Here is a 14,206-nt window from a genome sequence, read left to right on the forward strand (position 1 = left end):
GATGCAGAAATTTTTAAAGCTTTGTTTGGTATGTGCAAGTCTGTTGACTTTGCAAGCCTGTGGTATTTATAGTTTTACGGGTGCCGATACCGGAGATGCCGAAAGCTTTCAGGTAAATTTATTCCAAAACACTGCCAGTTTGGTAGAGCCTGGAATAGAACGAAGTTTTACCAATGCGCTACAAGACCGTATTCAAAACCAAACCAGCTTGAGTTTAACCAATACGGGAGGAGATTTGGTATATGAAGGAGAAATCACACAATATTATATTGCACCGATGACGGCTACCAGTAGCAATACCGCTGCCGAAAACCGACTGACCATTGCGGTTAACGTACGTTTTTATAATAACTTAGACCCAGAGAAAGATTTTGAAAAGCAATTCTCTTTCTATTGGGATTATCCTGCCAACCAACAATTGGTAGGAAGCACCTTGGATACCGCACTCGATGAAATCTTTTTAAGGCTTACTCAAGATGTGTTTAATGCCTCCTTAACCAATTGGTAATCGAAAATGATAGATAAGGCTACTTTTAATGCACAATTAGAAAAAGAAACTACCGATAGTCTCCCTTCTAGTCAATATGCCGAGCTATTGGAAGAATACCCTTATTTTCAAGCTGCACGTGCTTTGTACCTAAAGGCTCTTAAAAAGGAAAATAGTTTTAGCTATAACCATGCTTTAAAAGTCACAGCAGCTTATACCGAAGACCGAGGTGTTTTATTCGACTATATCACCTCACCGGTTTTTAAGCAATTGGAAAAGGCGCGACAGATCAAAATCCGCTTAAGCGAAGAACTGGAATCAGATTTATCGCTAGCCCCCGAAGAAGCCAGCAAGGTATTTGATCCCGATCTATTTCAACCCGAGAAGGCAGAAGAGCCTAAAGCAAGCGAGCTGGAGGACTCAAACGCCGCAGATCAAAACCAAGCTCCTGTTACAGAAGATGTATTGGAAAGCGGACGCCCACTAACTTTTGACCGCCAAGAGACCCATAGCTTTAGCGAGTGGTTGAAACTCACTCAAGCTCAACCTATTGATAGAGCTGCTGCCAAAGCAGAAGTGTCAGCCAGCAGCGAATCATCGACTGTACCTCCTAAGAAATTTGAATTGATCGATAAATTTATTGCGAGTAACCCAAAAATAATTCCGTCTAAAGAACCGGTAGGAAAGCCCGAAGGCCTGCAGACTACCCCTTTAAATACGGACTTAATGACTGAAACTTTGGCGCGAGTTTACTTGGAACAAAAAAATTATTCTAAAGCAATTCAAGCTTTTAAAATATTAATTTTGAAAAATCCCGAAAAAAGTAGTTTATTTGCAGACCAGATTCGAGCAATCGAAAAATTACAAGAAAAACATTAGATATGAGCACATTTGGAATATTTTTAGTTTTAATCGTTATCGTAGCCTTTTTATTGGTAGTTGTTATTATGGTACAAAACCCTAAGGGAGGCGGACTTTCTTCTTCTTTTGGAGGCGGTGGCGGCCAGCAAATGGGTGGTGTTAAGAAAACCACTGATTTTTTAGATAAGAGTACGTGGACATTAGCTACGGTTTTATTGGTGCTTATCTTACTTTCTAACGTAACCATTATGGGTACAGGAAGTGCCGAAGAATCTAGAATCATAGGCGGCGATCAAGAAGCTACTCCAATTGAAGCTCCTGTTCCTAACCCGACTACACCAACTACAGAAAACACCACAGGCGAGCAGAACTAAGCCTTACTTTATAAAGTTTACCAATGCCATCTGTCACTTAAAAATGACAAGATGGCATTTTTTTTTGCCCTTATTAGACTGGCATACTTTTGGGAATAATGCTGAGCAGAAATTAATAACATTAAAACAAATACATATGGCATTAACATTTAAACCCTTAGCAGACCGCGTGGTGATAGAGCCCGTAGCTGCCGAAACGAAAACCGCTTCTGGTATTTACATTCCTGACTCTGCAAAAGAGAAACCACAGCAAGGAAAAGTAATCGCTGTAGGAAAGGGAACCAAAGAACATGATATGACCGTTGCAGAAGGCGATATGGTTCTTTACGGAAAGTTTTCTGGAACCGAATTAAAGCTTGACGGTAAGGATTATTTAATTATGCGTGAGACTGAAATTTTAGGAATACTCTAATCTGTTCACCTCTTTAAAACTTGTATTGAAACAATTAAAAAAAAAGAATTATGGCAAAAGATATAAAATTTGATATTGAAGCACGCGATGGTATTAAGCGCGGTGTAGATGCATTGGCCAATGCAGTAAAAGTAACTTTAGGTCCAAAAGGTAGAAACGTTATTATTTCAAAATCTTTTGGTGCTCCTGTAGTAACCAAAGATGGTGTTTCTGTAGCTAAAGAAATCGAATTGGAAAATGCGCTTGAAAATATGGGCGCTCAGATGGTGAAAGAAGTTGCTTCTAAAACCAATGATTTAGCCGGTGACGGTACCACAACGGCAACCGTATTGGCGCAGGCAATTGTAAAAGAAGGTTTAAAAAACGTAGCTGCAGGTGCAAATCCGATGGATTTAAAACGCGGTATCGATAAGGCCGTTGAAGCCATTACCAAAGACCTAGCTGAACAAACCAAAGAAGTAGGAAGCTCTTCTGAGCAAATCAAACAAGTGGCTTCTATCTCTGCCAATAACGACGAAGTGATTGGTGAATTAATCGCTCAGGCTTTTGCCAAAGTAGGAAAAGAAGGAGTTATTACCGTTGAAGAAGCTAAGGGTACCGATACTTACGTAGATGTTGTAGAAGGAATGCAATTTGATCGCGGGTACTTGTCGCCTTACTTTGTGACCAATAGCGAAAAAATGACTACCGATTTAGAGAACCCTTATATCTTGATTGTAGATAAAAAAATATCTACTATGAAAGATTTAATGCCTGTACTAGAGCCAGTAGCACAAACTGGTAAGCCTCTATTAATCATTGCTGAAGATGTAGACGGTGAAGCTTTAGCTACTTTGGTAGTAAACAAATTAAGAGGATCTTTAAAAATCGCAGCGGTTAAAGCACCAGGTTTTGGAGACCGTAGAAAAGCTATGCTAGAGGATATCGCAATCTTAACTGGAGGAACTGTAATCTCTGAAGAACGCGGATTCACTCTTGAGAATGCAAGTATCGATCAATTGGGTACAGCAGAAAAAGTGAGCATCGATAAAGACAACACAACGATTGTAAATGGTGCCGGTGATGATGAAATGATCAAAAACCGCGTAAACCAAATTAAATCTCAGATAGAAACTACTACTTCAGACTACGATCGTGAGAAGTTACAAGAGCGTCTTGCTAAACTTGCTGGTGGTGTAGCCGTACTTTATGTAGGTGCAGCCTCTGAAGTTGAAATGAAAGAAAAGAAAGACCGTGTAGACGATGCTTTACATGCTACTCGCGCAGCCGTAGAAGAAGGAATTGTTGCTGGAGGTGGAGTTGCCTTAGTACGCGCTAAAACCGTATTGGCTAACCTAGAAACCATTAGCTTAGATGAAACTACGGGAGTACAAATTGTAAACCGTGCTATTGAAGCACCGCTTAGAACCATCGTAGAAAACGCAGGAGGAGAAGGTTCTGTAGTGATCAACAAAGTGCTTGAAGGTAAAGATAACTTTGGATATGATGCCAAAACCGAAGAGTATGTAGATATGCTAGAAGCTGGTATCATTGACCCTAAAAAAGTTACTCGTATTGCTTTAGAGAATGCAGCTTCTGTAAGCGGTATGATCTTAACTACCGAGTGCGCTTTAATCGATATCCCAGAAGAGGATAACGCTGGAGGCGGAATGCCACAAGGTATGGGCGGAGGAATGCCCGGTATGATGTAAACCAATTATCATATCTTATAATACTCAAAACAGCTCGTCTTTCGACGGGCTGTTTTTTTTATGCCTCGACCTTTTGAGCCTAATATAATTTTAACCTTGTACCAAAACGAATCTGACCAATATAATGCAAGAAAGTGGCAGCTTTTCTATCCTTAATCCGCAGTAATCGAGCAATTGATGCACTTCTTTTGGGTGTGCCGTGGTTAAATCGTTTAACTCTTCTTCAATAAACTAGGTAAATCAGTTAAACTTTATTTAGATATAAATGCAGGTTCAAAATCATAGGCAAAAAAAAATTCCCCTTGTGAGGGGAATTTAAAGTATACTTGGTAGGATTAAGGAAATTAAAACAAGCCCCACTTTTTCTTTTTGGCCACTTCTTCGGCGTGGTAACCATAACCGTAGCCGTAATTATAACCATAGGCTCCATCGGCTTTTACATCGTTAAGTACCAGACCCATATTCTTAATTTTATCATTGCGTTTTAATTCCTCTATATGTTGAATCAATTTACTATCGGTATAATTGGCACGGATCATATACAAGGTAGCATCGGCATGTTCGGCTATCAATAAAGTATCGGTAACTAAAATGGTAGGTGCGGTGTCTACTACGATATAGTCATACTTTTGCCTGGCTTCGTCTAACAGACTTTCAAAACGCCCGTTAAGCAATAGTTCAGCCGGGTTTGGTGGAATCTCTCCAGACAACACCAAATCTAAGTTGGCATGTTCAAAAGCATTTTTCTGAACCAATTCTGCTAAACTAATATCTTTGCGGTATAAATAATCGGTTGTACCGGCCAGGTTTTTCTTCAAATTGATATAGGCATGCAACTGCGGATTCCGTAAATCACAACCCAGCAACAACACCTTTTTACCTGTAGAGGCCATTGAAATGGCTAAATTAATCGCCACAAAGGTCTTCCCTTCTCCTTTAGTGGTCGAGGTGGTAAACACTACTTTACCGCCTTCCTGCTCCCGCTCCACAAAGAAGTTTAAATTGGTTCTTAAAATCCTAAAAGCTTCAGCCAACACACTATGATCGTTCTTTTGAATGAGTCGGTCAGCGGTTTTTAACAAAGTAGGCACTTCACCTACAATTGGTATTTGTGGTAACAAGCGCTTCACTTGGTTTTTATGGTGAATTTTGGTATCCAATAAAAACAAAACGTATAAAATACCAAAAGGCAATAAGAGTCCTAACACCAATGCCCCCAACAAAATAATTTGCTTTTTAGGCGCTACCGGTTGGGGTTGAGTATATGCCCAATCTACTACCTTAATCACCGGCGAAGTAATAGCATAACTCAAGGCCGCCTCTTCTCTACGCTGTAATAAAAACAAGTAAAGTCTTTCTTTAATTTCACGCTGACGGGTGATGTCTCTGATTTGTTTCTCTTTCTCAGGAATACTCCCTAGCTGCCCAGCCGAAACGCTTTCACGTTGCCTAATGCTGCGCAAAGCGGTTTCTAGCGAACGGATATAAGCATTTACACTTCCGTTTAGATTGCCACGCAACTGATTGATTTGCTGGTTTAAGTTAACCACCATAGGGTTTTCTTCGGTTCCTGAAACCAAATAGCGTTGGCGCTCGGTCACCAAACTGTTGTACTGCTGGGTAAGCGCATTTACATTTTCATTGTCTATTCCAATATTGGCAGGTAATAAATCAAAAGCCGACTGATTTTGCAGTGTTTCTTGGAAATCACGCGCTACCAGCAACTGGGTTTCCATCTCGTAACGTTTTTGTTCGGCCCCAGCTTCTTTACCAAATAATTGCTCGGCACTAGACTCTACGGTTACCACATTATTATCGCGTTTGAAATTTACCAGACCCGACTCAACTGTATCTAACTCTCCTTCTAAAAACACCAAACGCCGTTCAACAAAATCCTGAGTACGTTTTGAAACCAAGCGCTTGTCTTCTATACCATCTTGATTGAATACTTGAATTAGCCGATCTAATATGGCTTTATTCAACTCTTGATTAGCGCCTTTGATGCCTAGTTGCAATACGTGACTCTTATCGCCTACTGGCTCTATACTGATTTGCTGGGCTAGGTTTTTTACTTTATGGTTCATCGCCGTGTGCCAAAAAGACATGTTGGCAATGGGTTTGGGATCTTCTCCTACGCGCTTATCAGTGATTAACAAAGTGAAATCGCCGTACTGGAGGGTATCACCAAAGCGCCCCTTTTGTTCGCCTATAGATTCTGCACTCAGCTTAAACTCATTATTCCCTAGGCTCGCTAATTGTATGCTTGGGGAGTTACCTACCTCCTGCTGAGTACTATCGGGAATCCAATTAACGTGAAAAGGTGCATCTGGACCAAAAACCAGAAAAGACTTGATGGTTCCTTTGGATTGGTAAGTGGTATTAAGATCAAGACTTTTAACCACTTGCTCTAGAATACGTCTCGATTTAAAAATTTGCATTTCATTTTCGAGATTTACCTTGGTCATATTAAACAAGGTACGCGAGCCCGAAAGTCCGGAAAGGTCGAGCCCACCATCATCGTTTTCATCGAGTACTTTAACCTTGGCCGTAGTTTGGTAAATACTAGTTGAATACCGCAAATAAATGAAAGCCCCAATTACAAAGACTAACACGCTGGCCAGGAACCAAGGCCAGTAACGCAAGTATTGAAAAATAATCGCCTTGATATCTTCACCGTTTTCCAGATTCGGATCTGTAGCTTGATTTTCTTGAAAAGCTTGAGGTTCTTTCATCTTATCTAAATATTAATACCGCTGAACTTAAGAGAATTGAAAACACAGAAAGCAGGGTTCCTAAATTACCTACTATACCAGCCGATTTTACTTTGGCGGTATTTGGGGTAACATAAAGAATGTCGTTTTGTTTTAGGAAGTAATAAGGCGAGTTCATCCAATCGGTTTGAGTTAAGTCGATGCGTTGATGCACACGCTCGCCATTGATTTCGCGGACCAATAAAATATGGTTACGATCGGCTTGGATGGTTAAGTCACCCGCCATCCCTAATGCTTGTGGAATACTGATGTTTTCATCGGTAATACTGTAAGTCCCTGGAGCTTTAACCTCACCTAAAACGGTGAACTTAAAGTTAACCAAGCGTACCTTCACCTGTGCATCTCGCACAAATTTTTGCAAACGCAACTCAATCACCTCTTTAAGTTCTTGGGTGGTGAGACCAGCTGCCTGAATATTCCCTAAACCGGGGTAATCAATGGCTCCATCTTTATTCACCAAATAACCCTCTAGCAATACGGCCGGACCGTTTAAATTGGTTGCGCCCATAGCTTGAGTTTTCTTAAACTTAAAAGGGGTTAAACTTTCTTCGTTTAAAGCGGTTACATCGATCTTTAAAATATCGTTTACTTGGATGTATTTTTCGGTATATAAATCCAAGGTTTGCGCAGGTGTATGCTGGTCTATATTCTGCATATATAAGATGTCCTTTTTACTGGTACAAGCGGTCAAGCAGAGAACCCCAACAAAGAGTAGTAGTAATTTCTTCATGCGTGCAAAGATAATTAAGTTTTGCTACTATAAAATTAAGAGCACTTATTATTTACAAACGCTCAATTTATAAAAACTTTTAGTATTATTTGTATTTTCATCAAGATTAAACCTATTTTTGTCCCATAAATCAATTCGATTAACCTAAGAAAACGAGCAGGTTAGCTTGTTTTTTTTTGAAGGATAAACAAATTTTAGCCATACATAAGAAACAAAAAGTGCTTTTCCTTAGCAACGCCCTCTTTATATGAGAACACTTTTACCCAAAATAAAAATCAAGCTGCTACGGCTGTTAAAACCTCTAGTGCAAAATTATGTGCCCAGGCGGTACATTTTATTTATTGACAGCCTATTGGCTTTCATCGCATTAGAATGCTCGTTCTTTCTAATCAACAGCGTTCAAGGCAATACCCAAGTTCGATTTGTTTTATCTTGGGAGTTAGCGGTGATGCTAGGAGTTCAAATACTTAGCTTTATCTTACTAAAGTCCTATTTTGGATTGGTTCGTTTTTCTAGCTTTCGCGATGTCATCACCCAATTAAAAGTAACGGCATTAGCGGTATTTACCATTTTGATCATCAACCGTATTTATTACTATTATGACGCTCAAAAACTCATTTTAGATGCAGGGGTAATCGTTTACGGGTTTATCAGTTTTTCTCTATTGTTTTTCTTTCGCGTATTGGTAAAGCAAGTATATAAAAGCATATATCCAAGCAAAAAGAATAGCGTCAAAGCCTTCATATACGGTACCGATTTAAAAACCTTAACCACCACCGAGGGTTTATTATCAGACCACTCTGAGCATTTTCGTATTGCGGGATTCATTCATTCGGGAAAAGGTGCCTTGGTCAATCGCATTCATAACCTCCCCATTTACAGTCTAGCTGAATTGAAGCAGATTTCAAAAGAAGCTTCTGCTTTAATTATTACCGAAGAAAAGCTGAAAAAACTGCAGCTGCGTCGTCCGCATTTGGTAGATGAATTGCTCGAATTGCAATTGACCATTTACAAAATAGCACCGCCACAGAATCTAGAAGACCGTGTAGATTTTAAAAACTTAAAGGAAGTAAAAATAGAAGATTTACTGCAGCGTAATCCTATTAAAATCAACAATCCCAAACTCAAAGAACGCTATACTGGAAAAACAATTTTAGTAACAGGAGCGGCCGGTTCTATTGGTAGTGAAATTGTGCGACAGCTCATTCCGTTTAACCCAGGACACATTGTTCTGTTAGATCAAGCTGAGACCCCTTTGCATGAAATTTCTTTAGAACTTAAAAAAAATCACCCACAACTCAGTTTTAGTCAGGTGATTGCCAATGTGCGCAATCAAGCCCGATTAGCCGAAGTTTTTTCACAATACAAACCTCAAGTGGTTTTTCATGGGGCAGCCTATAAGCACGTACCCATGATGGAAAACAATCCTATTGAAGCGCTTTCGGTAAATTTCTGCGGCACTTGCAATTTAGCCAATTTAGCTGGCGAATACCAAGTAGAGCGTTTTGTATTTGTAAGTACAGACAAGGCGGTTAACCCTACCAATATTATGGGTGCTTCAAAACGATCGGCCGAAATTTATATTCAGGCGCAAGCCAAAAAACAAAAACAAACCACCTTTATTATTACCCGATTTGGTAATGTATTAGGTTCAAACGGTTCGGTAATACCACACTTTAAAAAACAAATAGCCGCCGGTGGCCCCGTAACGGTCACCCATCCTGAAATCACCCGTTACTTTATGACGATTGATGAAGCATGTCAATTGGTGTTGGAAGCTGGAGCTATGGGTAATGGCGGAGAGATCTATGTATTTGATATGGGAAAACCCATTAAAATTATCAACCTAGCCAAGCAAATGATTCGCTTAAGCGGATTGGTGCCCAATGAAGATATCGCCATCACCTATACCGGATTAAGACCAGGAGAAAAACTTTACGAAGAATTGCTTGCTGATAAAGAAACTACATTGCCCACACACCACGAGAAAATACTCATTGCCGAAGACACCAATTATTTTAACAAAACCAGTGGAGTAATGCTACAAAAATTTAGTCAGCATATTATTTCTAATGATATTCACCTTGCATTTACAACGCTTAAAAGCTTGGTACCCGAATATGAATGCCATCAACAAGAAGAGCAGCTGAACAAAAAACAACAAGCCAGTTAAAAGTATTTTTTATTCTATTTAAGCACGCCTAGCGTATTAGGCCTAAGCCTTGGCTTATGCTATCATCCTTGAATTAAGTATGTATTAACGCGGCGCATAGAACTTACTTTTTTGTTTATAAAAAATTGCTTTATTTTTTTTCGAAGCCCATAAATAAATGTAAGTTTAAGCCAAGATTTTAGCTCTCAACACCACCGCTATGTATTTAATTTTTGATACCGAAACAACCGGTTTACCCAAACGCTGGGATGCCCCCATAACCGATACCGACAATTGGCCTAGAGCCATACAGATCGCGTGGCAATTGCACGATGAACGCGGGAATCTAATTGAACAAGAAGACTTTTTAATACAACCCGATGGATTTGACATTCCGTTTGATGCAGAAAAAATTCACGGGATTTCTACTCTACTTGCCCAAGATCAAGGAATCGAGCTAGAAGAAGGATTAAAACGTTTTCAAACAGCACTCGGGCAAACCAAATTTTTGGTGGGTCAAAATGTGGGTTTTGACATCAATATTATGGGAGCCGAGTTTCATCGCCTAGGCATAGAAACACAGCTTACTCAACTTCCGGTTTTAGATACCTGTACCGAAAAAACAGCTCAATTGTGTCAAATTCCAGGCGGACGTGGAGGAAAGTTTAAACTTCCTACTTTAACCGAATTGCATGAGCATTTATTTGGAGAAGCCTTTAACGAGGCACATAATGCAACAGCCGATGTTGAAGCTACCACACGTTGTTTTTTAGAATTAATACGACTCAAGCAATATAGCCTTGATGAGTTGCATGCCCAACCAGGGTATTTTGAAGCTTATACCACCGCCAATCCACAGCCAATAAAAGGTATTGGTTTAAAGCATGTAAATTTAAAAAAGGCTTCGGCTCAATTGCGCAAGCAGCAAAAACAGCAATCACCCGATGCCGGTATTAGTCAGGCTCAAATCAAAGAAAACCTAGCCGAGCTAGAGGCCGTTTCTTTTACCCACCTACACAACCACAGTCAGTTTTCTATTTTGCAATCGACCATGAGTGTGCAAGACTTGGTAAAAGCAGCAGCCAAAGAAAATATGCCTGCGGTTGCCCTAACCGATCACGCCAATATGATGGGGGCCTTTCATTTTGTAACGGCTATAGAGAATCATAACGCCAAAATAGCGGCAGAAGCATCCGGCGAAAGCCAAGAAAAACCCTTAAAACCTATTGTAGGCTGTGAATTCTTTGTTTGCGAAGACCACTTAGATAAGAGTAGAAAAGATAACGGTTACCAAATTGTTTTGCTTGCCAAAAACAAAAACGGTTACCACAATTTAGCCAAGCTATCTTCTATTGCGTACACCCAAGGGTTTTACTATGTCCCGCGAATCGATAAAAAGATAATAGAGCAATACAAAGAAGATGTTATGGTACTTTCGGGTAACCTTTACGGAGAGGTGCCCGGAAAAATACTAAATGTAGGTGAAAAACAAGCCGAAGAAGCTCTTATTTGGTGGAAAGAAACTTTTGGAGAAGATTTTTATATTGAGGTAATGCGCCACGGACAAGAGGATGAAAACCGTGTAAACGATATTTTAATCCCTATGGCCAAGCGTCACGATGTAAAGCTTGTAGCCACCAACAACACTTATTATGAAAAGAAAGAAGATGCTAATGCTCACGATATATTACTTTGTGTAAAAGATGGTGAAAAACAATCGACCCCCATAGGTCGAGGACGTGGCTATAGGTATGGTTTGCCCAACCAAGAATATTATTTTAAGAGCGCCGAAGAGATGAAAGCCCTCTTTAAAGATATACCCGAAGCCATAAGCAACACCCAAGAGATTGTAGATAAGGTAACCCCCTTTGGTTTAGCTCGAGACGTATTGTTACCTGCTTTTGATATTCCCGATGAATTCAAAGATCCACAAGATGAGATAGATCATAAAAAACGTGGAGAAAATGCTTATTTGCGTCACCTCACCTACCAAGGCGCCAAAGAACGTTATGGTGAAATTACCGAATCAATAAGCGAGCGACTTGATTTTGAACTATCGGTAATTGAAAAAACCGGTTATCCCGGATATTTCTTAATTGTAGAAGATTTTATTCGTGAGGCCCGAAACATGGACGTTTCGGTGGGCCCGGGACGAGGTTCGGCAGCCGGTAGTGCAGTAGCATACTGCCTGAAAATTACTAATATAGACCCTATTAAATACGACTTGCTTTTTGAGCGTTTCCTAAACCCTGATCGAGTGAGTATGCCCGATATTGATATTGATTTTGATGATGAGGGTCGCGGTCGTGTGATGGACTATGTAATCAATAAATACGGTGCCAACCAAGTTGCGCAAATAATCACTTACGGTACTATGGCCGCCAAATCGTCTATTCGAGATACAGCAAGGGTATTGGATTTACCTTTATCTGAAGCCGATAGAATTGCCAAGCTGGTACCCGATATGTCTAAGCTGTATAAAATATTCGCTTTAGACGAAAAGGGAGTTGCTAAAAAATACCGCAGTGAGGATGTAGAAAAAATAAAATCGCTCTTTGATATTGCCGCCGGTAACGACTTAGAGGCCGAAACCGTAAACCTAGCGCGCACCTTAGAAGGATCGGTTAGAAACACCGGTATTCACGCTTGTGGGGTTATTATCACCCCAAGTGATATCACCAATCACGTTCCCGTTTCGCTAGCCAAAGATTCCGATTTATATGTCACCCAATTTGATAACTCGGTGGTTGAAGATGCTGGCTTATTGAAGATGGATTTCTTGGGATTAAAGACGCTTACGCTGATCAAAGACACGGTAAAAATTGTAAAAGGAAGACACAATATAGATCTCGATCCAGAAAATTTTCCGCTTGACGACCAAAAAACCTATGAACTGTTTCAACGCGGAGAAACCATTGGGGTGTTTCAATATGAATCGCCTGGGATGCAAAAGCATATGAAGAACTTGAAACCCACAGTGTTTGAAGATCTCATTGCCATGAACGCTTTGTACCGCCCAGGACCTATGGAGTACATCCCTGATTTTATCGACCGTAAGCACGGGCGGCAGGAAATTACTTATGACCTGCCCGATATGGAAGAGTACCTGCAAGAAACCTACGGAATTACGGTTTACCAAGAGCAGGTGATGTTGCTCTCGCAAAAACTAGCCAACTTCTCTAAAGGTGAAGCCGATAAATTGCGAAAGGCGATGGGGAAAAAGATTTTTGCCCAACTCGAACTCCTAAAGCCTAAATTTATGGAGGGCGGTGCATCTAATGGACATCCGCAAAAAACGCTTGAGAAAATTTGGAAAGACTGGGAAGCCTTCGCTAGTTACGCCTTTAACAAGTCGCACTCTACTTGCTATGCCTGGATCGCTTACCAAACGGCCTATCTGAAAGCGCATTACCCGGCCGAATATATGGCAGCGGTTTTATCTAATAATATGAATAACATCAAAGACGTAACCTTCTTTATGGAAGAATGTCAGCGTATGAAATTAGCCGTATTGGGTCCAGATGTTAATGAATCCTACTATAAGTTTTCGGTAAACAAACAAAACGCAATTCGCTTTGGCATGGGAGCTGTAAAAGGAGTAGGCGCCGGAGCGGTAAAAACCATTGTAGACAACCGTAAAAAAGATGGTGCTTATAGATCTATTTTTGATATGGCCAAACGCATCGATTTACGAGCAGCCAATAAAAAAGCCTTTGAGAACCTAGCCTTGGCTGGTGGGTTTGACAGTTTTGGCGGCACGCATAGAGCACAATATTTTCACGACCCAGGAGACGGTATTAGTTTTTTAGAAAAGGTTATTAAATACGCTGCCAAGTTTCAAGAAAATCAAAATTCTGCTCAGGTGAGTCTGTTTGGTGAAGCCAGCGAAGTACAGATTCCCGAGCCTGAGGTGCCGCCATGCGAACCTTGGGGTACCATGGAGAAATTGAAAAAAGAACGCGAGGTGGTGGGAATTTACATTTCGGGACACCCACTAGATGATTTTAAGTGGGAATTAAAATATTTTTGTAATGCTTCGCTGAACAAATTAGAACACTTAGAATATTATGTAAATAAAGAACTCTGCATAGGTGGAATTGTAAGTGGCGAAGTTCAACATCGCACAAGTAAGACAGGTAAAGGTTGGGGTATTTTTACCATTGAAGATTATGACGGTTCTTATGAATTCAAAATATTTGGTGAGGAATATCTTAAGTTCAGGCATTTTTTACTACCCAATAACTTTGTGTTCATCCGTCTGTTTGTAAAAGAAGGCTGGACCAATCGGGAAACCGGAAAAAAGGGAGATCCGCGAATACAATTTAATATGTTTAAACAGCTTCAAGACGTATTGCCCGATTTATCAAAGAAAATTAGCATACAGCTTGACATCGATCAGTTAAACAAAAATACCATCGACTATTTAGATCAACTCACCACGACCTATGTTGGTGACAAGCATATTAATTTCATCGTTTATGAACTGAAAGAAAAAATTAAATTACAAATGCCCAGTCGGAGTCGAAAGCTAAGCATCAATAGAGAATTGCTTGACAGTTTAAAGACAAAAGATATGCATTTTAAAGTGCATTAGCAGTCAAGCTGATTTACTTTGAACAAAAAGATATAAAACTCCGCCTATGGCTTTGTCCTTCAGCTTTTGAGTATTGATAAAGCATATACGACTATTGGAAAATCTAATTTAGAAGGTGTAGGGAAAACATAAAA

At 40.1% G+C, this 14,206-nt stretch carries 9 protein-coding genes; 7 read left to right on the forward strand and 2 right to left on the reverse strand.

Annotated features, from left to right (window positions below):
• Window position 1: 1 nt before the first annotated feature.
• The 5 genes from ACH2AZ_RS07285 to groL all read left to right on the forward strand — a co-directional run bounded on the left by ACH2AZ_RS07285 (window position 2) and on the right by groL (window position 3,825).
• On the forward strand, window positions 2–508 hold the full coding sequence (locus ACH2AZ_RS07285; RefSeq protein WP_379048833.1) for an LptE family protein: 507 nt from the start codon (window positions 2–4) through the stop codon (window positions 506–508).
• 6 nt (window positions 509–514) lie between these two features.
• Window positions 515–1,366 carry a hypothetical protein gene (locus ACH2AZ_RS07290; RefSeq protein WP_394907300.1) on the forward strand — a complete coding sequence of 284 codons (852 nt, stop codon included), beginning with the start codon at window positions 515–517 and terminating at the stop codon, window positions 1,364–1,366.
• Between the two features lie 2 nt (window positions 1,367–1,368).
• Window positions 1,369–1,722: a preprotein translocase subunit SecG gene (secG, locus tag ACH2AZ_RS07295; RefSeq protein ID WP_394907301.1), complete on the forward strand. Its 354-nt coding sequence runs from the start codon at window positions 1,369–1,371 to the stop codon at window positions 1,720–1,722.
• 136 nt (window positions 1,723–1,858) lie between these two features.
• On the forward strand, window positions 1,859–2,134 hold the full coding sequence (gene groES, locus ACH2AZ_RS07300) for a co-chaperone GroES (RefSeq protein ID WP_379048094.1): 276 nt from the start codon (window positions 1,859–1,861) through the stop codon (window positions 2,132–2,134).
• Window positions 2,135–2,184: 50 nt separating this feature from the next.
• Window positions 2,185–3,825: a chaperonin GroEL gene (gene groL / locus ACH2AZ_RS07305; protein WP_379048091.1), complete on the forward strand. Its 1,641-nt coding sequence runs from the start codon at window positions 2,185–2,187 to the stop codon at window positions 3,823–3,825.
• Between the two features lie 344 nt (window positions 3,826–4,169).
• On the opposite strand, the gene ACH2AZ_RS07310 is transcribed toward groL, so the two are convergent.
• Window positions 4,170–6,557: a GumC family protein gene (locus tag ACH2AZ_RS07310; protein ID WP_394907302.1), complete on the reverse strand. Its 2,388-nt coding sequence runs from the start codon at window positions 6,555–6,557 to the stop codon at window positions 4,170–4,172.
• A 1-nt stretch (window position 6,558) separates the two neighbouring features.
• A complete protein-coding gene (locus ACH2AZ_RS07315; protein ID WP_394907303.1) occupies window positions 6,559–7,326 on the reverse strand; it encodes a polysaccharide biosynthesis/export family protein in 768 nt (255 codons plus the stop codon).
• 247 nt (window positions 7,327–7,573) lie between these two features.
• Between ACH2AZ_RS07315 and ACH2AZ_RS07320 the strand changes: the two genes are divergently transcribed.
• Entirely contained in the window at window positions 7,574–9,499 is a 1,926-nt protein-coding gene (locus tag ACH2AZ_RS07320) for a polysaccharide biosynthesis protein (protein WP_394907304.1), read from the forward strand.
• A 199-nt stretch (window positions 9,500–9,698) separates the two neighbouring features.
• Window positions 9,699–14,072 carry a DNA polymerase III subunit alpha gene (gene dnaE, locus ACH2AZ_RS07325; RefSeq protein ID WP_394907305.1) on the forward strand — a complete coding sequence of 1,458 codons (4,374 nt, stop codon included), beginning with the start codon at window positions 9,699–9,701 and terminating at the stop codon, window positions 14,070–14,072.
• Window positions 14,073–14,206 lie beyond the last annotated feature (134 nt).

Origin of the sequence: uncultured Mesonia sp., from assembly GCA_947499595.1 — a bacterium.
Classification (GTDB): Bacteria; Bacteroidota; Bacteroidia; order Flavobacteriales; family Flavobacteriaceae; genus Mesonia; species Mesonia sediminis.

Bases quoted from the DNA above. Each gene is read 5' to 3' on its own strand.
- secG (WP_394907301.1), top strand. From the start codon at position 1,369: ATGAGCACATTTGGAATATTTTTAGTTTTAATCGTTATCGTAGCCTTT.
- ACH2AZ_RS07290 (WP_394907300.1), top strand. From the start codon at position 515: ATGATAGATAAGGCTACTTTTAATGCACAATTAGAAAAAGAAACTACC.
- ACH2AZ_RS07310 (WP_394907302.1), bottom strand. From the start codon at position 6,557: ATGAAAGAACCTCAAGCTTTTCAAGAAAATCAAGCTACAGATCCGAAT.
- dnaE (WP_394907305.1), top strand. From the start codon at position 9,699: ATGTATTTAATTTTTGATACCGAAACAACCGGTTTACCCAAACGCTGG.
- ACH2AZ_RS07285 (WP_379048833.1), top strand. From the start codon at position 2: ATGCAGAAATTTTTAAAGCTTTGTTTGGTATGTGCAAGTCTGTTGACT.
- groL (WP_379048091.1), top strand. From the start codon at position 2,185: ATGGCAAAAGATATAAAATTTGATATTGAAGCACGCGATGGTATTAAG.
- groES (WP_379048094.1), top strand. From the start codon at position 1,859: ATGGCATTAACATTTAAACCCTTAGCAGACCGCGTGGTGATAGAGCCC.
- ACH2AZ_RS07315 (WP_394907303.1), bottom strand. From the start codon at position 7,326: ATGAAGAAATTACTACTACTCTTTGTTGGGGTTCTCTGCTTGACCGCT.
- ACH2AZ_RS07320 (WP_394907304.1), top strand. From the start codon at position 7,574: ATGAGAACACTTTTACCCAAAATAAAAATCAAGCTGCTACGGCTGTTA.